The organism is Modestobacter sp. Leaf380 (genome assembly GCF_001424485.1).
Taxonomy (GTDB): Bacteria; Actinomycetota; Actinomycetes; order Mycobacteriales; family Geodermatophilaceae; genus Klenkia.
Window position 1 is genome coordinate 1 of record NZ_LMQC01000011.1, and the last position, 17,969, is coordinate 17,969.

20 protein-coding genes are annotated in these 17,969 nt (G+C 72.5%); 15 read left to right on the forward strand and 5 right to left on the reverse strand.

The window, feature by feature from the left end; genetic code table 11:
• Window positions 1-142: 142 nt before the first annotated feature.
• On the forward strand, window positions 143-787 hold the full coding sequence (locus tag ASG41_RS07690; RefSeq protein WP_056292256.1) for a hypothetical protein: 645 nt from the start codon (window positions 143-145) through the stop codon (window positions 785-787).
• Window positions 788-800: 13 nt separating this feature from the next.
• Here the strand turns inward: ASG41_RS07690 and ASG41_RS25420 are convergent, their stop codons facing one another.
• Window positions 801-974 carry a hypothetical protein gene (locus ASG41_RS25420; RefSeq protein WP_369800000.1) on the reverse strand — a complete coding sequence of 58 codons (174 nt, stop codon included), beginning with the start codon at window positions 972-974 and terminating at the stop codon, window positions 801-803.
• On the opposite strand from ASG41_RS25420, the gene ASG41_RS24640 reads away from it, so the two are divergent.
• From ASG41_RS24640 to ASG41_RS07705, 3 genes are all read left to right on the forward strand, one after another.
• A complete protein-coding gene (locus tag ASG41_RS24640) occupies window positions 895-1,158 on the forward strand; it encodes a hypothetical protein (RefSeq protein WP_369799999.1) in 264 nt (87 codons plus the stop codon). The genes ASG41_RS25420 and ASG41_RS24640 overlap by 80 nt on opposite strands.
• The gene (locus ASG41_RS23940; protein ID WP_162245542.1) at window positions 1,040-1,585 is read left to right on the forward strand and encodes a hypothetical protein; all 546 of its coding nucleotides are present in this window, start codon (window positions 1,040-1,042) and stop codon (window positions 1,583-1,585) included. The genes ASG41_RS24640 and ASG41_RS23940 overlap by 119 nt, the downstream gene beginning before the upstream one ends.
• A gap of 1,441 nt (window positions 1,586-3,026) precedes the next feature.
• Window positions 3,027-3,989: a type II secretion system F family protein gene (locus ASG41_RS07705; RefSeq protein WP_235564622.1), complete on the forward strand. Its 963-nt coding sequence runs from the start codon at window positions 3,027-3,029 to the stop codon at window positions 3,987-3,989.
• 464 nt (window positions 3,990-4,453) lie between these two features.
• Here ASG41_RS07705 and ASG41_RS07715 read toward each other — a convergent pair whose 3' ends face one another.
• The gene (locus ASG41_RS07715) at window positions 4,454-4,864 is read right to left on the reverse strand and encodes a hypothetical protein (protein WP_056292272.1); all 411 of its coding nucleotides are present in this window, start codon (window positions 4,862-4,864) and stop codon (window positions 4,454-4,456) included.
• 181 nt (window positions 4,865-5,045) lie between these two features.
• The gene (locus ASG41_RS07720; RefSeq protein WP_056292275.1) at window positions 5,046-6,344 is read right to left on the reverse strand and encodes a serine/threonine-protein kinase; all 1,299 of its coding nucleotides are present in this window, start codon (window positions 6,342-6,344) and stop codon (window positions 5,046-5,048) included.
• Window positions 6,345-6,545: 201 nt separating this feature from the next.
• On the opposite strand from ASG41_RS07720, the gene ASG41_RS07725 reads away from it, so the two are divergent.
• The 4 genes from ASG41_RS07725 (at window position 6,546) to ASG41_RS07740 (ending at window position 9,521) form a co-directional block, all read left to right on the forward strand.
• On the forward strand, window positions 6,546-6,755 hold the full coding sequence (locus ASG41_RS07725; protein ID WP_056292278.1) for a hypothetical protein: 210 nt from the start codon (window positions 6,546-6,548) through the stop codon (window positions 6,753-6,755).
• Window positions 6,748-7,155: a TadE/TadG family type IV pilus assembly protein gene (locus tag ASG41_RS07730; RefSeq protein ID WP_056292282.1), complete on the forward strand. Its 408-nt coding sequence runs from the start codon at window positions 6,748-6,750 to the stop codon at window positions 7,153-7,155. Before ASG41_RS07725 ends, ASG41_RS07730 begins: the two co-directional genes overlap by 8 nt.
• Entirely contained in the window at window positions 7,152-7,622 is a 471-nt protein-coding gene (locus ASG41_RS07735; protein ID WP_056292285.1) for a hypothetical protein, read from the forward strand. Before ASG41_RS07730 ends, ASG41_RS07735 begins: the two co-directional genes overlap by 4 nt.
• A gap of 198 nt (window positions 7,623-7,820) precedes the next feature.
• The gene (locus ASG41_RS07740; RefSeq protein WP_235564624.1) at window positions 7,821-9,521 is read left to right on the forward strand and encodes a bifunctional diguanylate cyclase/phosphodiesterase; all 1,701 of its coding nucleotides are present in this window, start codon (window positions 7,821-7,823) and stop codon (window positions 9,519-9,521) included.
• A gap of 34 nt (window positions 9,522-9,555) precedes the next feature.
• Here ASG41_RS07740 and ASG41_RS07745 read toward each other — a convergent pair whose 3' ends face one another.
• Both ASG41_RS07745 and ASG41_RS07750 read right to left on the reverse strand, forming a co-directional pair.
• Window positions 9,556-9,843 (reverse strand): DUF6343 family protein, encoded by a 288-nt coding sequence (locus tag ASG41_RS07745; protein WP_056292291.1) that lies wholly within the window; start codon window positions 9,841-9,843, stop codon window positions 9,556-9,558.
• Between the two features lie 67 nt (window positions 9,844-9,910).
• The gene (locus ASG41_RS07750) at window positions 9,911-13,771 is read right to left on the reverse strand and encodes an immunoglobulin domain-containing protein (RefSeq protein WP_056292294.1); all 3,861 of its coding nucleotides are present in this window, start codon (window positions 13,769-13,771) and stop codon (window positions 9,911-9,913) included.
• Between the two features lie 213 nt (window positions 13,772-13,984).
• Here ASG41_RS07750 and ASG41_RS07755 point away from each other — a divergent pair, with 213 nt between their 5' ends.
• The 7 genes from ASG41_RS07755 to prfB are packed head-to-tail and all read left to right on the forward strand — an operon-like array spanning window position 13,985 to window position 17,903.
• Window positions 13,985-14,410, forward strand: coding sequence for a hypothetical protein (locus ASG41_RS07755; RefSeq protein ID WP_056292297.1), 426 nt, complete (start codon window positions 13,985-13,987; stop codon window positions 14,408-14,410).
• A complete protein-coding gene (locus ASG41_RS07760; RefSeq protein WP_157519177.1) occupies window positions 14,403-14,906 on the forward strand; it encodes a GNAT family N-acetyltransferase in 504 nt (167 codons plus the stop codon). Before ASG41_RS07755 ends, ASG41_RS07760 begins: the two co-directional genes overlap by 8 nt.
• On the forward strand, window positions 14,894-15,187 hold the full coding sequence (locus ASG41_RS07765) for a hypothetical protein (RefSeq protein WP_056292303.1): 294 nt from the start codon (window positions 14,894-14,896) through the stop codon (window positions 15,185-15,187). The genes ASG41_RS07760 and ASG41_RS07765 overlap by 13 nt, the downstream gene beginning before the upstream one ends.
• Window positions 15,187-15,696: a phage tail protein gene (locus tag ASG41_RS07770; protein ID WP_056292308.1), complete on the forward strand. Its 510-nt coding sequence runs from the start codon at window positions 15,187-15,189 to the stop codon at window positions 15,694-15,696. The genes ASG41_RS07765 and ASG41_RS07770 overlap by 1 nt, the downstream gene beginning before the upstream one ends.
• Window positions 15,693-16,193 carry a phage tail protein gene (locus ASG41_RS07775; RefSeq protein ID WP_056292312.1) on the forward strand — a complete coding sequence of 167 codons (501 nt, stop codon included), beginning with the start codon at window positions 15,693-15,695 and terminating at the stop codon, window positions 16,191-16,193. The genes ASG41_RS07770 and ASG41_RS07775 overlap by 4 nt, the downstream gene beginning before the upstream one ends.
• Window positions 16,194-16,195: 2 nt before the next feature.
• A complete protein-coding gene (locus ASG41_RS07780) occupies window positions 16,196-16,726 on the forward strand; it encodes a phage tail protein (RefSeq protein WP_056292314.1) in 531 nt (176 codons plus the stop codon).
• A gap of 58 nt (window positions 16,727-16,784) precedes the next feature.
• Window positions 16,785-17,903 carry a peptide chain release factor 2 gene (prfB, locus tag ASG41_RS07785; RefSeq protein ID WP_082556701.1) on the forward strand — a complete coding sequence of 373 codons (1,119 nt, stop codon included), beginning with the start codon at window positions 16,785-16,787 and terminating at the stop codon, window positions 17,901-17,903.
• The last annotated feature ends 66 nt before the right edge of the window (window positions 17,904-17,969 follow it).

Genomic DNA, 17,969 nt, shown 5'->3' on the forward strand with positions numbered 1-17,969 from the left:
TGGGACGCCTCACACCCATCGAGTACGAGACACTCCAACTGGCCGCTACCGCGGCTTGATAACCACACCCGACGAGTCAACTGAAGTCGGGGCAGTCCCGTTCATAAGATCAGTCGGCTAGGCGTGCGGAAGACTGCCCGTCGTGGACTGGGGCATCGTCGTGGGCATCATTGGGTCAGTCATCGGAGTCGGCGGCATCCTGGCGGCTCGCCAGTACGGCAACCGGCGTCGCAAAGTGATGTTCGAATGGACGGCCTCGCCTCTCGTCCCGGCAGCAGAACGCGACACGGGCTCTCGGCTCGCCGTCACGTATCGCGATATCGAGGTCAAGAACCCGTACCTCTTGACGCTTCGCCTGGTGAACGTCGGGCCGTCCGACATCGCGTCGGAGCACTTCGACGGCGGTAGGTCCATCGTGATCGACCTCGGCTGTCAGATGTTCGGCACCCTTGCGCGTCCCCGGGGCGACCTCGTGACGACGGTAGAAGCGTTGGGCGCGCCAGGGGTCGTCAGGCTCAGTCCCGGTCTGCTGCGTCGAGGCGACGAGTACGCCGTCGAGGTCATCGTGAGCGGTCGGCCCGCTCCGACGCTGACGTGTCCGTTGGTCAACACCGACGTTGTAGAGCCCCCCGCGCTGCGAGCGCAGTTGGCGGGGAGCGTCACCCTTTCATTCGCCAATGGACTTCTGCGGGTTGTCCTCCCGGGGTACGCGGGTGCACTCGACGGCCTTCGTGGTGCCCGTCGCAGCTCGCCGCCGGAGGGGCAGATTGGTAACTCCGAGACGTAGGGCATAGACGCGCCTACTTGCTGCGGGTCCCGCTGCCCGACGTGGTGGCGATGCAGACCCGCCAGCCCAACCTCGAGGGCGCCGGGGAGACCCCGCTGCGCCGCCTGGTGAAGAAGGCGCTGCGGATGCGGCCCTCGCGCCTGGTTGTCGGCGAGGTGCGCCAGGAGGAGTGCCTGTACCTGCTCATCGCGCTGAACTCCGGGCTACCGGAGTTCACCGGTGTGCAGTACCTGGGCCAGCTACCTTCCGTATGTGTCCTGGACCGCTCCAACCGTCATCGTTGCCCTGGCTGCACTCGCACTCAGCATCTACAACACGGTCGTCGCCCGTCGGGCGCCCGCCATTGCGCGGCAGCAGCAACTGTGGGATGAGCTGCGGACCGTATTAGAGCCGCTGGGCCCGGTGCTTGCGGAGGCGCGCTCCGCCCTTCGGATGGGTCACGACGTGCCCGAGGAGTCGCAATTGGTGAACGACAACACCCGGCGACTGCTGGCTCTCGCTCCCCGCTTTACGGAGGCGGGCATGGAAGTCGGGCTAAATCTGCTGCATGTGAAAGTGACGGGAGTCGAGCTGCCGTGGAGGACGTCAATCCACCACCAGAAGATGATCGCCACTGCTGACTCCCGGCCGCTCAACGAGATGTTCGCGGAGGAACAGGCGCGCGAACGGGAGCGGAATGTGCGAGCCCGGGATGCAGCCCACCGGACGCTGGAAGCCGCCATCGACGTGGCGCAAGCCGAGATCAAGAAGTGGATTGCAAAGCTTGACGTCAAGGACCGAGGGACTACACAGAGATAGAGTCGGTGACTCTCCGTAGCTAGTTTGTGCAACGGTGTAGCCGGCCCCGAAACCAGGGCGGCCCGTAAGTCCAGTGCCAACTGGACTTACGGGCCTTGGCTTCACCCCCACTACAGGGAAGAACCCACAATGATCATCGCACCCGCCGTGCAGCTCTCCGAGCCCGTCACCAACTGCCTGGGCTGCGGCGGCGCCTGACTCACCTCTCGCGGGGACACCGCGGCGGCCGAGGCCGCTGGCCGTCTCCTCCACGCGGGGCTGTTGGCCGAGGTCCGCCGGGAGCTCCCCTTCGTCCTGGCCGCCTTCGACATCGTCCCGGTGCTGGCGTGAGCGGCGCTGACACGGCGCCCATTGACTGGGCGCTTCTGCACGGCTCCCTCTTGCTCGTGAAGCCCAAGGGGGACATCTCAGAGGCGGAGACCCGCTTCGGTCCCACCTCCGCGGTCCGAGCGAACGTAAGGGTCCTGGATGGTCCCCTTGCGGATGAGGAGTGGAAGGACACGCCGATTCTGCCGCGGGTCGTGCAGTCACAGGTCCGGCCAACCGCCTTCTCTGGCGGCATGGTGCTCGGCCGCTTGGGCTGCAGCTCGGCCCGGGAGGCTCATCTGGCCTTCTGGAGTCTCCAACCGGCCTCTGAGCAGGACAAAGCAGTCGGCCGCGCATGGCTAGCACGCCGAAACGCGTCCCCTGGACCTGCGCTACTCGGCGGATGACCCGACACGCCCGAGGCTCGAGTCCTAGCCCACCACCCCTAGTGGTGGAAGACGACACGCGCACCGGGGCTTGCACGTCAGTAGGGGGGCGGGGTTACCGTTCGGGCGGGACCAGTGGTTACACGAATGTCGTTCTGTCCACAGGCTTGCCCCCGTTCCGGCGCGGGCGGGGCTGACGGATGTGCTCTCAGGCCTACATGTTGTGGTTTGTGCGAGATTGACCCACAACATGTAGTGCCAAGACGACGCTAGTGAACTACCCTGCGTCTACCCATCGCGCCGCGATGGGTGGTCTCCGCCCCCGGGAGTTACCGCTCCCGAGGGCCGGAGTCCAACTACTGCACCAGTCCTTGGAGTACGCCTTGCCAAGCAACACTCAGAACCACGCAGCAACCACAAGCTACATCTCCGCGACGTCGCGCGGAACGTCAGTACTGACGTTAGATGCCTCTCGTGACGCTACTGACGAGTTTGTGGCGTCGATGCTGGCCGCCGCGAACATCGTCTCGAAGCGCCTGACAGACATCGTGGACGAGCGTGTGTTCGTCAACGCGGTCACCGGTCTGACCCCGCGGTGCACTGGCTGCGGTAGTCGTCTCTGCGGTTGCGACCTTCGGCCGTAACGCGGGTCCAACGACAGAACGCCCCCGTCCTCGTTCCCGAGGGCGGGGGCGTTGTCGTGCGCGGGTCAGGCGGGCGGGGTTCCAGTGAGCGCGGGGACCACCGGCGTGTTCCTCGGCCTCGCAGCGGCCACCGGGCTGGTGCTGCTGCTGACCTACGCGCCGCCGTTCCGGGCGGTGCGGCTGGTCGACCGGCTGGCGCCCTGCGTGCAGGACACCCCGCCCCCGTCCCGGCTGCTGGGCACGGCCACCGAGGCCGGCCTGCTCAGCGCCGCCCGCCGGGTCTTCGGCCCCACGCTCGCCGACGGGGCCCGGTTCGTCGACCGGGTGCTCGGCGGTCGGGTCGCCGTCCGGCGGCGGCTGGACGCGCTGGCCACCGACACCACCGTCGAGGACTTCCGGGTCGAGCAGGTCGTGTGGGGTGGCCTCGGGCTGCTCGGCGGCGCCGTCCTGGTCGCGGGCGGGTCCGTCGTCGCCGGCGGGGTGAACGTGCTCTCCGGCGTCCTGCTGTGCACCGCCGGCCTGGTCGGCGGAGTCCTGGGCCGGGACTGGTGGCTGACCCAGCAGGTGCAGCACCGCGAGGAGCTGCTGCTGGCCGAGTTCCCCGTGGTCGCCGAGCTGCTGGCGCTGGCGGTCACCGCCGGGGAGAGCCCCGTCGCGGCCATCGCCCGGGTCACCCGGCTGTCCGGCGGGGAGCTGGCCCGCGAGCTCTCCGGGGCGCTGGGGCGCGCCCGTGCCGGGGTGCCCCTCGTCGACGCCCTCCAGCAGCTCGCCGACCGCACCTCGCTGGAGGCGCTGGCCCGGTTCGTCGACGGGGTCGTCGTCGCCATCGAGCGGGGCACCCCGCTGGCCGAGGTGCTCCGCGCCCAGGCCGCCGACGTCCGGGAGGCCGGCAAGCGCCGGCTGCTGGAGGCCGGCGGCGCCAAGGAGATCCAGATGATGGTCCCGGTCGTCTTCCTGGTGCTCCCCGTGACCGTCCTCTTCGCCACGGTGCCAAGAAGGGAGGGACGGCTTGCCGTCCTGCCGAGCCGACCCACTCGGAGGTCAGTACCTGCCAGGATCTCGGCGTGAATGCTTGGCCGTTCCCCGAGTCCCCCGACACGTTGATCTTCACGACGCAGCCGATCCTCGACGGGGCCCCGGTTGTGGATGTGCACCACGACGACGACGGCGACTGGCAGGTGCTCTGCGGAACCACGCTGGATCCCCAGGACGCCCGGATGGTCCACTTCGGTCACCTGGTGGAGATGCACCCCGGCCTGGTCGCCTTGGCAGATCTGCCCCCGGCTGGTCGGCCACCGTCTGCGGCGACCCAGGTCATGACGGTTGGTGCCGGTCGGTGGCGACCGATTCGTGACCCTTTCGCGCGGTCCGCTGCCGTGCGCACGGTCTTGGCGACGGTGCCGAAAACGGCACCAGCAACTGCGAGCCCGGGCTGGCCAGCTTGGGGCGGTGCGGGGGCGGCTGGGGGCTGACGTGGCGACACGCTGGGGGTTTTAGTAGGCCTTGTCCCGGGGGTCGGCGCAGCCAGGTTTCTAGATGCGAATGTGCTCGAGGCTGGGCAGAACCATGTCCCCACTCTGGTGCAGGGAAATCACTATCTGCGCGAGATGTGACGCCGCTTGCCAGGCGCCCGTGCGATCGTTGGTGCAGTCGGTCGACAGCCAATCGTGGCAGACGGTGAAGGTTGCGACGCCACCTTTCCTCCTCTTGGCGGGGAAGATGTCGATCTCCCGCGCGCCTGGAGCAATATCGAGAACGATGAGCAGTTCTTTTATCCCAGGGTTGAGTCTGCGCAATTCTTGATCTATCGGTCGGAATATCAAGACGCGCGCTCGGAAGAAGTTGTCCTGCAGTCGTACCATTGCGGCTCGGTCGATGGTGTGCCCAGCCTCGGGCGATAAGTCGACTGCCGAAGAAATGGTCAGCCAGTCATCTGAAATCACAAACCCTCCTCGCCCCGCACATCGAACTGGGAGTGCGCAGTCTGCCCGAAAGTGGCGGGTTTCTCGCGCAGGGCGGCTACCGACGGGCCGGCTTGCAGAAACAACCTGCTCTAGGTGCTGCCGTGTTCAGGCTGTTGGCGACGGTGCCAAGAACGGCAGCACCGTCGCCCAGGATCAGGCCTTACTCGTCGAGCTGGTCGATGATCTGGGTGATCTGAGGAGCCAGCGAGTACTGCTTCAACCAGTTGACGTGGAAGGGCACCGCGCCCAGGTTGTTCCGCATGACCTGGGCGATCGCCATGACGTCCGACGGGTCCGTTGCACTTGCCACCAGGCGAGCGAAGACCATGCCCACGTGCCAGCGGTTGTGGTAGTAGCCAAGCTCGAGCAGGCATTCGATGATCCCGCGTCGGATGCCGGTGTCCGGGATGACGGTGAACGCGTTGGCCAAGAAGTCGGCGATCAGATCGGTGTAGGAGAACGGGTGTGACCCCTCCGACAGGACGAGGAACCGGTTGACGACGGCCTTCACCCCGTCCGGGCGCTGCGCGTACAACTGCTCGAGGACTGGAACGGGCAACGAGACGACGAACTCCTTGTACAGAACCTCGTCATCCTGGTTCGTCGTGAGGAGCTGATCCAGAGCAGCGACGGCCTTCGAGTCCCCGGCCTCTGCTTGCTGCAGCAGCCGCTTGGCCTGGTCGATGGGCACGGTCAGCGTGCTCGAGCCCGTGACCTGCAGTTCCAGCTCTGCGGCCAGTGCAGCCACGGTCCGGTACCGCCGGTCGGGGTCGTTGTCCGTGGCGCAGGTGACGATCCAGCGGAACTTCGATGGCACCAGCGACATGTCCATGGTCGGGAACGGCAGGTCACCCGTGAGCAGCTCGTAGAAGATCTTGCCGAGGGCGAAGACATCCGCTCGCTCGTCGACCGAGTGCAGGTCTCGGAACTGCTCGGGCGCACCGTAGGCGAGGGTGCCCATGCCGACGTTGGTCATCGTGATGGTGGTGCTGCCTGAGAAGGCTCGCCGACTGAGGCCGAAGTCAGCTACGGCCCATCGGCCGTCGATCTGCAGCACGTTCTCGGGCTTGAGGTCTCGGTGCAGTACGCCCTCGGAGTGAGCGAAGTCGATGCCGCTCAGCACCTGCCGAAAGATGTCCACAGCCTCGTCCTCTGGCACGCTGCCCGTCTGCAGGCGCTTGCGGAGGCTGCCCGCGGCCAGCGGCATCACGAACCATGGAGGGTCAGCAGCTGTGTTGGCCGAGATGATTTCGGCGATGCTGGCATGACGGAGAGTGGTCTGACAGCGAATCTCGCGGCTGAAGCGCGCCTTGTCGCCGGCCGGGTCGGGGCTGTTGGGATCGGCGTCCATGATCTTGAGGGCGAAATGCTGACCGTCGGCTTCGCGGCGGGCCCTCCACACCTGCCCCTGCCCGCCGGCCTCGCCGATCCTTTCGATGCGGATGTACTTGTCGGCCAACGTGATCCCCGTCTCATGAGTGGTGAGACGACACGGTAGCGGAACGGTGTCGCTGTCCTGAGTTCCTCATGTGGTGATCGTGGGTGGGGACTGTGCGGCAGCTGCTGCCGTGTTCGCGATCTTCGCCCAGTTCCCGGGCCTGATCAGCATCGTCACCCTCGCGCAGTGAGGGTCCACCGCACCACCTCGAGGAGACCGCCCGTGCCCGTCCTGACCGTCCTGCTCACCGCTCTCGCGGCACTCGCGACCCGCCTGCGCGGGCCCGACCCGGAGCGTGGCGACGTGCCCGGCTGGGTGATGATCACGGTGATGACCGCAGCCCTCGTGCTGGCGATCCTCATCCCGTTCCGCGAGGCGATCGTCACGGCGGTGGAGAACGCGCTGAGCTCGGTCACCGCCGGCGGTGGCTGAGCCCGGGCCGCGCGAGGACGGCGAGCGGGGGAGCGCCGTCGTCGACTTCGTCTTCGTGTCGGTGCTCGTCGTCGTCCTGCTGCTGGCGGTGCTGCAGGTCGCGGTCTACGTGCACGTCCGCAACGTGGTGACGGCGTCGGCGCAGGAGGGCGCCCGCTACGCCGCCAACGCCGACGTGCCCGCCGCGGTCGGGGCCGACCGGGCCCTGGAGGTGGTGGCCGCGGCGACCAGCGTGCAGACCGCCCGCGGGCTGCGTTGCACCAGCGTGCAGGAGACCGACCCCAGTGGTCTGGTGCTCGTGGTCGTGCGGTGCGAGGGCTCGGTGCCCAGCCTGCTCGCGGCCCTCGGCGACCTGCTGCCGCTCCAGGTGACCGGCAGAGCGGTGGAGGAGGCGTCGTGAGCGCGGCGGTGGAGGAGGGGCGCCGGGACGACGGGGAGCGCGGCTCGGCGATCGTCGAGTTCGTCTTCATCGCCCTGGTCGTCTTCGTGCCGCTGGTCTACCTGGTCGCCGGGTTCTCCGCGGTGCAGCGCGGGGTCTTCGCCGCCGACGCCGCCGCCCGGGAGGCCGGTCGGGCCGTGGCGACCGCACCGGACCCGGCGACGGGGCTGGCCCGCGCGGAGGCGGCGGCGGCCCTCGCCGTGGCCGACCAGGCGGTCGACGCCACCGACGTCACCGTCGCCTACGTGCCGGCCGGCGTGGAGTGCTCGGCGACCACCGGCGGGTACCTGCCCACGCTGGCGCCGGGGGAGGAGTTCAGCGTCTGCGTCACCGTGACCGTGCGGGTCCCGCTGCTGCCCGAGTTCATCGACGCGAACACAGCGACGGGGCAGTTCGTCGTCGAACGCGACCGCTACGTCGACGCCTGACTGTGACAGGTGGGACGGCTGGGGTGACCGACCCGCGACGCGCCCGGGCGACACACCGGCGGGTGGTCCGCGCGAGGACCGTCACGCAGCGCGAGCGTCGGCGTGTTCCCTAGTCTCTGCTGTGTGTCGTCACCCGCCGTCCACCTGCCGGACGGGCCCCGACTGGGTGGTCACCGGTCACAGCGGGTGGTCCCCGACGTGGCACCCGCGGTCGGCGCCGTCCTGGACGCGCTGCCCGCCCCCGCCGTCCTGCTCGACGCCGACGGCACGATCGTCCTGGTCAACGCTGCCTGGACCGAGCAGCTGCGGCACCGGCCCGGTCTCCCGGTCTCGGTGGGCGGGGACTACACCGAGGCCGTGCTCGCCGTCCGTGACGACCCCGACGTGCGTGACCTGCTCGCCGCGCTCGGCGAGCTGTCCTCCCGCGGCGGCCCGATGGTCTCCGTCGACGTCCCGCTCGCCCCGGGCCAGGCCGGCCGCTGGGTGCACGTCCAGGCCACCCGCGTCGACGACGCCGGCCGGCTCGTCGTCACCCACACCGACATCACCGCCCGGGTCGAGGCCGTCCGTGGCGCCGCCCGCGCCTCCCGGTACGACGACCTCACCGAGCTGCCCAACCGGGTGCACCTGCAGGAGCTCATCGACGACGAGCTGGCCGCCCCCGGTGGGCTCCCGGTCGCGGTGCTCTTCCTCGACGTCGACGGCTTCAAGGCCGTCAACGACAGCCTGGGCCACGACGCCGGCGACGAGCTGATCCGCGAGGTCGCCCTGCGGCTGGCCGCGCACACCCGCACCGAGGACACCGTAGGCCGGCTCGGCGGCGACGAGTTCGTCGTCCTGGGCCGCGGTTGCGACGAGGCCGACGCCGCCGCCCTCGCCCTGCGCTGCCAGGGCGCGTTCGCCGAGCCCTTCGCCGTGGACGGCCAGACCGTGCCGTTGACGGTGAGCATCGGCATCGCGGTCACCGACGGCTCCGGGGACGGCCGCGCCGGCGACCTCGTCCGGGACGCCGACCTCGCCATGTACGCGGCCAAGTCCGCCGGCCGCAACGCCGTCCGGCTGTTCTCCCCGGAGCTGCGGGTCGCCGCCCAGCGCCGGCTGTGGGTCGCCGGCGAGCTGCGCGAGGCCATCGCCACCGACCAGCTCGTCGTCCACTACCAACCGCTCATGCACCTGCGGACCCGCGCCGTCACCGGCGTCGAGGCCCTCGTCCGCTGGCAGCACCCCACGCGCGGTCTGCTGCCCCCCGGGGACTTCGTGCCCGTCGCCGAGGCCAACGGCCTGGTCGACGAGCTGACCCGCTGGGTGCTCGGCACCGTCGCGCGGGACGCCGCCGCCTGGGACGCCATGGGCCTGCCGCTCACCGCCGCGGTCAACATCAGCGCCACCCACATCGGCTCGGGCACCCTCGTCGCCGACGTCACCGCCGCGCTCACCGCCTCCGGGCTGCGGCCCGAACGGCTGGTCGTCGAGCTCACCGAGACCAGCGTCGCCGAGGACCCCGAGCGTGCCGCCGCCCAGTTCGCCGAACTGCGGGTCTCGGGCATCGAGGTGTCCATCGACGACTTCGGCAGCGGGTTCTCCTGCCTCGGGCAGATCGTCTCCATGCCCGCCGGCATCCTCAAGATCGACCGCAGCCTGGTCGCCGGCGTCGCCGCCGCCGACCACAAGGAGGCCAGCCAGTCCGCGGCCGCCGTCGAGACCGTCGTCGGCCTGGCCCGGGCCTGCGGCATGCGCAGCGTCGCCGAGGGCATCGAGACCGAGGCCCAGCTGGCCCTCGTCGCGGCCCTGGGCTGCACCTACGGCCAGGGCTTCCACATCGCCCGGCCGATGCCCGCCGAGGACCTGCCCCGCTGGCTGGGCTCGCGCAGCCGCCGCCGCGCCGTCGTCCCCGGCTGAGCCCCGCAGCCCGGCTGGTCGGCTGACCAGCGGCTCAGCCCGGTTCGCCGCGGGCCTTGCGCCGGGCGACGACGCCGATGTCGATCAGCGCCACCAGGGCCAGCACCCACAGCGCGACCGCGAACACCGCGGGAACCGGCGTCCGCCACAGCAGGAACCCGCCCCCGGTGCAGACGACGAGGCCGAACAGGGCCAGCACCAGCCGCAGCGTGAGCGCGGACTGTGCAGGCGCGGCCCCGCCGATGCCCGCCGTCGGGTCGTGGTGGTCGGGCCGGCCGCGCTCGACGTCGGCCCGGGTGCGCTGGGACTCCCGATCGCTCATGGCGACCCCCGGTACCCGGCGCCCCGGAGGACACGCGTCCTCCGGGGCCTCGTGCTCGAGCCGGTGCTCAGGCCCGGCGGCGGGCCACCCGGGTCAGCCACGCCCCGCCGACGAGGGCGGCGCCGGCGACCAGGAGCAGGGTGAGCACCTCGACCGCCGGACCGGTGCGGGCCAGCAGCCCCGGCGCCGGCAGGGTGCCGGTGCCGGTCGACCCCGGCGGCGGGACGGCGACCACCGTGGTGGTCGAGGACAGGAAGCGGACCCCGCCGTCCAGGCCCGTGCACCCGCTGACGAGGACCCGCTGGCCGGGGGCGTCGCCCAGGGACACCGGGGTGCTGAAGACCCCCGAGGCGTCGGCCGTGGTCCGGGCCAGCTCGACGGCGCCCGGGTACAGCGCCACCGTGACGACCGCGCCCGGCGCGCACCCGTCCCCGCTGACCACGACGGGAGCCCCGCGCGGGGTCGTCGCGGCCAGTCCCAGCAGTGGGGCCGCTGCGGCCGGCGCCGTCGGCGGCAGGGTCACCGCGGCGGCCACGGCCACCCGGATGGTGAGCTGCTGGGTGGCCGCGGGGGCCAGGCCGTTGCTGGCGCTGTAGGTGACGACCGTGGTGCCGTCCGTGGTCGGGACGCCGCTGAGCACAGCGGTGCCGTCACCGACGTCGGTCGACGTCAGGCCGGCCGGCAGCGTGGCGGGGTCGACCGTCACGGCGACCGGCCCGGCGGGGCGCCCCGCGCTGGTGGTCACGACGAAGCGGGCCGGGGACCCGGTGCTGAGGACGATCCGGTCGGTGCTGGTGAACGCGGGCGGCTCCAGCACGGTCAGCTCGAGCGGGGCGGTCGCCGGTGCCGCCGTGCCGCCGGGGGTGGCGGTGACGACGACGCGGTAGACCCCGCCGGACCCGGCACCGGGCGTGCCGCGCAGGGTCGCGGTGCCGTCCCCGGCGTCGACCAGGGCGAGGCCCGCCGGCAGGGCGGGGGTGCTGGTCGCCGTGAGGGCCGGGGGCGCCGGGAAGCCGCCGGACGTGCTGACGGCGACGGTCAGCGCGCTGCCCACGGCCACCGAGGCGGTCGCCGGCACGCTCAGGGTGGGGGACTCGTCGACCCGGACGGTCAGCGTCTGGGTCGTGGCCCCGGCGGAGCCGCCGGTGGTCCGGGCGGTCAGCGTGACCGTCGAGGTGCCCCCCGACCCGGCCGGCGGGGTACCGGTGAGCAGCGCGGACCCGTTGCCCTGGTCGGTCAGCGTGAGCCAGCCCGGCAGCGCCGCGCCGGTGACGGTCACCGGGGTGGGGTGCCCGCCGGTCGTGGCGACCAGGACCGTCCCGGCGGCGCCGGCGGTGAACGTGGCCGTGCTGCCCGAGGTGAACCGGGGCGACTCGTCGACGACGAGGGAGAAGCTCTGCGTCGTCTCCTGCCCTCGGTTGTTCGCGGCGGCCAGGCCGATCGTCAGCACGCCACCGGCGCCCACCGGCGGGGTGCCCGACAGGGTCGCCCGGCCACCGCCCTGCGGGGTCAGGGTGAGCCAGGAGGGCAGCGCCGTGGTGGCCCGCACGGTGGCCGCGGGGCTGCCGCTGACCTCCAGCGGGACCGAGCCGGCGGTGCCGACCCGCAGCGTGCCGGTGGCGGGGGTGACGAACGCCGGTGCGGTGCCCACCGAGACGGTGGCCGCCCGGGTGGTCGCGGTGTCCGCGGGGTTGGTGAACACGGCCCGGAACCGGACGCCGTCGTCGGCGAGGGCGAGGGTCACCGTCAGCGACGTCGAGGTCGCACCGGGCACGTCCGCGAAGGCCCCGCCCGGAGCGGCCCGCTGCCACTGCACGGTCGGCGTCGGGGAACCCGAGGCCGCGGCCGTCAGCGTGACGGGCCCGGGGGCGACGTCCTGGTCGGCGGGCTGGGTCGTGACGACCGGGGACCCCTGCACGGTGACCACCAGGTCCTGCACGGCGTCGGGGGCGAAGCCGTTGGTCGCGGTGAAGCGCAGGACCGACGCGCCGGCCGTGGTCGGCGTCCCGGACAGGGTGCGGCCGGCGCCGGTGCCCGAGAGCGTGAGGCCGGCCGGCAGCGTGCCCGACACCAGGGCCACCGAGGTGACGGCGGGGGCGGCGCTGGTGGTGACGGCGACGGTGGCCGGGGTGCCGGCCACCAGGGTCGCGGTGGCCGGGCTGGTGAAGGCCGGGCTGCGGTAGACGGTGAGCGTCAGGGTCGTGGTCGCGTCGGTGGTCCCGTTGGCCGCCTTCAGGAGGACCGGGTAGGTCCCCTCGGAGCCGGCGGCGGGCGTGCCGGACAGGGTGGCCGTGCCGTCGCCGGCGTCGCTGAGCAGGACGCCCGCGGGCAGCGTCGAGGCGGTGGTGATCGCCGGGGCCGGGTAGCCGGTGGTGGTGACGGCGACCGAGGCCGGGGCCGACACCGGCAGTGCGGCGGTCGTGGCGCCGGTGAAGGCGGGCGCACGCTGGACGACGACCGAGCCGGAGCCGGTACCGGCGTCCAGGGTGGCGGTGACGGCGCTGGGTCCCGACACCGTGCCGCTCTGGTAGCCGACCTCGGCGACCCCGGCGGCCAGCGGCACGACGCGGGGACCGGCCGAGCCGCCGACGGTGGCGTCGCCCGGCGGGTCGGCGAAGGTCACCGGGAGGCCGCTGAACGCGGTCAGGTCGGCGGGCGCCACCGCGGAGCCGCCGCTGTCGGTGGTCAGTGCCGCCCGCACCGTGCTGCTGGCGCCGGGGCCCTGGACCGTGGGCGGGGCCGCGGTGACGAGGAGGGTCAGCCGCGGGGTGACCGTGGCGGGACCGCGGACCGTGTCGCAGCCCGGGGTGCCCGGCCCGGTCGAGCAGCCCCACCAGTTGGAGGTCGCCACGGCCGCGGCGTTGCTGGACAACGCCGAACCGTTCGCGGCGGTGTTGGCGGTGAAGCGGTTGAACCGCAGGTCGGCGGTGCCCCCGGCGACCGCGACGGCGCCCCCGGAACCCGCGGGCCCGGCGGCCTGGTTGCCGGTGAAGGTCGAGTGCCGCACCGACAGCTGGCCGCTCTGCGCCCAGATGGCAGCGCCGGTGCCGGTGCCCGCCGTGGCGTCGGCGGCGTTGTCGACGAAGCGCACCCCGTCCACCGTGGCGGTGCCGGCACCGCGGACGACGAGGGCGCCACCGTTGTCCAGGCCCGCCGTCGGGCTGGTGCTCCGGTTGGTGGAGAAGGTCCCGCCGGTGATCGTGAGCGCCTCACCGGGGGTGGCGCCGGTGGCCTCGTAGGCGACGCCGGAGCCGGCACTCGCCCCGGAGGTGTTGCCCGCGACGGTCGTCCGGGTCAGGGTCAGGCGGCCGCCGATGAACTGGATGCCGCCGCCGGGGGCGTTGCTGCGGGTGGTCGAGCCGGTGTTGGCGCGGTTGTCCCGCACCACGGAGTCGACCAGGGTCAGCGAGTCCGCCTGCGCGGCGTCGACGGACCCGCCGAGCACCCCGGCCCCGCCGAACGTGTCGTCGGCGCCCTCGGCGAGGGTCAGGCCGGTCAGCGTGAGGGCGACCCCGCCGGTCGCCGAGGGGTCCATCACCACGACCCGGCTCAGGTACCCGGCGGTCACCACGGTCGAGGCGGCGCCCGCCCCGACGACCCGGACGTCCCGGCCCGGCGCGGTGCCCACGACGAGCGGCCCCGAGGTGAGGGAGTACGTCCCGGCGGGGACGGTGATGGTCACCTCGCCGCCGGTGTTGTCGGCCAGGCAGGTGGCCTCGCGCAGGCTCAGTGGCGAGGGCGCGGTGGTCGTCGCGGGGTTGCCGCAGGCGCCCGTCCCGGCCGGCACGTCGGCGGTCGTGCTGACCGTCAGGGCCGTCGCGGCGACCGCCGTCGAGGCCGGCAGCAGCACGAGCTGCCCGGCCACCGAGACCCCGGCGACGGCGAGCACCAGGGCCGAGCGGGCGGACCGACGGGACGAGCGGGACACGGTTCCTCCACATCGTGCCGCCGCGGGTCGTGGCACGCAGGCCACCCTGCCGCGCGAGCCGGGACGACGTCCGGGACCACGCGGTGGAGACTCGACAGCGCGAGCACGGAGCCACGCCGACATCTGCCAAATGGCCGCGCAGCCCTGCCGCGGCTGGGCAGACTCCGCAGCTGACCGGCCCCGCCAGGGCCCGGCGTGCCCCGAGGAGTCGTCGTGGTCCTGGTCAGTCGCCGGCACGTCCTCGCCGGCGCCGGTGCCCTCGGCCTGGCCGGTGCCCTCGGACCGCTCGTCGCTCCGGCTGCGCTCGCCGTCGACGCCTCCGCGGTGCGGGGGCCGCTCCCGGTGCCCGGGCGCTCGGCCTACCTCGGCGTCGTCGGTGCGGTGTTCACGGCCGTGACCGGGGACGCCGTCGCGCACGAGCTGCGTCTGCGCGCCGTGCTGGACCCCACCACCGTCCCGGCCGACCCCGAGTCCGCCTTCACCCTGGCCCTGGAGGACCTCGGTGCCGGCACCCGCCCGCTGCAGGAGGGCATCGTCGAGCTCGCCACCCCGGGCGTCGGGACGGCGGTGCTCTTCCTCTCCCCGGTGGGTGCAGTCGGCGAGCGCGAGCTGCACGCCGTGGTGCGGCGGGGTGCCTGAGGTGGTCGACGTCCGGCCGGCGGGACCCGGCGACGAGGAGTTCCTCCGCGACCTGTCGGCCGCGGTGCTGGCCGAGCAGTGGGCGCCGGCCGGGCTGCCGGACGCCGTCGCGCGGCCGTTGGCCGAGCAGCAGGTCCGCGCCCGGGACGGGCAGTACCGGGCGTCCTTCCCGGTGTCCACCGACCACGTGCTGCTGAGCGGGGGCCGCCGCGTCGGCCGCTGCTGGACGGCGGTCACCGGCGACGCACTGCACGTGCTCGACGTCGCGGTGGCCACCGCCGACCGCCGCCGCGGCGTGGCGACGGCGGCCCTGTGCGTCGTGCTCGCCGAGGCGCAGGTCCTCGGCGTCCCGGTCACGCTCAGCGTCTGGGCCGACGACCCCGCCGCGGGCCGGCTGTACGCGGGGCTGGGCTTCCGGCCCGTGCCCGGGTCCGCCGGCGCGGACGGGCGCCTGCAGCTGCGCCACGACGGGCCGGTGCCGGCATGCACCCGGTGACCGTGGCGGACTGGTCGTCGCTGACCGGTCTGGACGTCGACATGGTCGACGAGGCGGGCGTGGGGTCGACGGCGCGGTTGGTGTCCTGCCGCCCCTCGGGTCCCGACGCTTTCACCCTGGTCTTCTCCGGGGGACTGGCCCCCGACACCGCACAGGGCACCCGCCTGGTGTCCGGTCCCGGCCTGGCGCCCACGCCGGTCTTCCTGGTGCCGCACCCCGGCACCGACGGCATCGAGCTGCAGGCGGTCTTCACCCGCCTGCCGAGCAGAGACGAGCACTGATGGCCCAGCCCTACATCGGGGAGATCCGGTTGTTCGCGGGCAACTTCGCACCCGTGGGGTGGTCGTTCTGCGACGGCAGCCTGCTGTCGATCGCCGACGCCGACACCCTCTTCGCGCTGATCGGCACCACCTACGGGGGTGACGGGCAGGAGACCTTCGCCCTGCCGGACATGCGGGGTCGCATGCCGCTGCACAGGAGCCAGCAGAGCCAGCAGAGCCAGCTCGGCGTCGCGTCGGGCGTCGAGTCGGTGACGCTCACCGCGGCGCAGCTCCCGCAGCACACCCACCAGGCCATGGGCTCCGCGGCGGCCGCGACGGCGACGTCGCCCGAGGGGGGTGTCTGGGCCACCTGGGCCGACCAGCAGTACTCCTCGGGGGTGCCGGACGTGGTCCTGGCCGGCGCGGCCCTGGCGCCTGCCGGTGCGGGCCAGCCGCACGAGAACATGTCGCCCTTCGTCGCGATCCACCACATCATCTCGCTGTTCGGCATCTTCCCGAGTCCGACGTGAGCGAGCCCTTCCTCGCCGAGATCCGGATGGTCTCCTTCGACTCCCCGCCCAGGGGCTGGGCCTCCTGCAACGGCCAGCTGCTGCCGATCAACCAGAACCAGGCGCTGTTCGCCCTGCTGGGCACCACCTACGGCGGGAACGGCGTCACCACCTTCGCGTTGCCGGACATGCGCGACCGCATCCCCGTCCACACAGCGGAGGACCTGCCGCCCGGCCAGCGAGGCGGGCTGCCGACGGTGACCCTGTCGCTGAGCGAGGTCCCCCTGCACACCCACCAGGCACTGGCCCGGCGGACCGCCGACAGCACCACCGCCGGGGGCTCGACCTGGGCCTCGGCGCCCGCGCCCGCCTACGGCCCGCCTGCGTCGTCGGTGCCGATGTCGACCTCGGCCGTCGAGCCCGTGGGCGGCGCCGTCCAACCGCACGAGAACCGCCCGCCGACGCTCGTCGTGCACTTCGTCATCGCCCTCCAGGGCATCTTCCCGAGCAGGAACTGACCATGGCCGACCCGTTCGTCGCCGAGATCCGGCTCTTCCCGTTCGCCTTCGCCCCCACGGGCTGGGCGCTGTGCAACGGCCAGGTGCTGCCCATCTCCCAGAACACCGCGCTGTTCTCCCTGCTCGGCACCGTCTACGGGGGGGACGGGAGGTCCACGTTCGCGCTGCCCGACCTCCGCGGGGCCACCCCCCTCGGGCCCGGCCAGGGGCCCGGGCTCAGTCTGCGCACGCAGGGGGAGACGGGCGGCCAGGCGACGGTCGCCCTGACCCCCGGCGAGATGCCCGCACACACCCACACGGTCCGCGGTGCGTCGGGTCTCGGGGACCAGAACTCGCCGCAGAACGCGGTCTGGGGCAGCGCGGCCTGGGGACGTCGGCGCGACCGCACCTACGCCACCGGGGCTCCCGATGTCCCGATGCACCCCGCGGCACTCGCCCCCGCCGGGGGCGGTCTGCCGCACACCAACATGCCGCCGTACCTGGTGGTCACCTTCTGCATCGCGCTGCAGGGGGTCTTCCCGCAGCGTCCGTGAGGCGGTGCCCGGCACGCCCGGGCACCGGCCTTGCCCCTGACCACTACCGTGGTCAGACGTGGCTGCCGACTTCTCCTCCCGCCTGGACGCACTCGACGGGACCCTGAAGTCCATCGAGGCCGTCCTCAAGCTCGACGACCTGCGCGACGAGATCCGCGACCTGGAGCAGCAGTCGGCCGCCCCCGACCTGTGGGACGACGTCGAGAGCGCCCAGAAGCTGACCTCCCGGCTGTCCTACCTGCAGGGCGACCTCCGCCGGGTCGAGGACCTGCGCTCACGCATCGACGACGTCGGCGTGTTGTGGGAGATGGCCGCCGAGGAGGACGACGAGGCCACCCGCGCGGAGGCCGAGCGCGAGGTCGAGGCGTTGCACAAGACCATCGAGGAGCTCGAGGTCCGCACCCTGCTGTCGGGGGAGTACGACTCCCGCGAGGCCCTGGTGACGATCCGCTCGGAGGCCGGGGGCATCGACGCCGCGGACTTCGCCGAGATGCTGCTGCGCATGTACCTGCGCTGGGCCGAGCGCAAGGGCTACCCGACCGAGCTCTACGACACCTCCTACGCCGAGGAGGCCGGCATCAAGTCGGCCACCTTCGCCGTCAAGCAGCCCTACGCCTACGGCACGCTGTCGGTCGAGCAGGGCACGCACCGGCTGGTGCGCATCTCGCCCTTCGACAACCAGGGCCGCCGGCAGACCTCCTTCGCCGGGGTCGAGGTGCTGCCCGTGGTCGACCAGACCGACCACGTGGAGATCCCCGAGAACGAGATCCGGGTCGACGTCTTCCGCTCCTCGGGTCCCGGTGGCCAGTCGGTCAACACCACCGACTCCGCCGTCCGGATGACCCACATCCCCACCGGCATCGTCGTGTCCTGCCAGAACGAGAAGTCCCAGATCCAGAACCGGGCCGCCGCGCTCAAGGTCCTGCAGGCCCGCCTGCTCGTCGTGCGCCAGCGCGAGGAGAAGGCCGAGATGGACGCCCTCAAGGGCGAGGGCAGCAGCTGGGGCAACCAGATGCGCTCCTACGTGCTGCACCCCTACCAGATGGTCAAGGACCTGCGGACCGAGGTGGAGTCGGGCAACCCGAGCACCGTCCTGGACGGCGACCTGGACCCCTTCATCGAGGCCGGGATCCGCTGGCGCAAGCAGCAGGAGCAGGAGGCCGCCGAGGCGGTCTGACCGCCCCGGACGCGCCCGGACCCTGGGAGCGGCCTGGTCGGCGCGTCGTCCCGGCGGGGTCGGTGA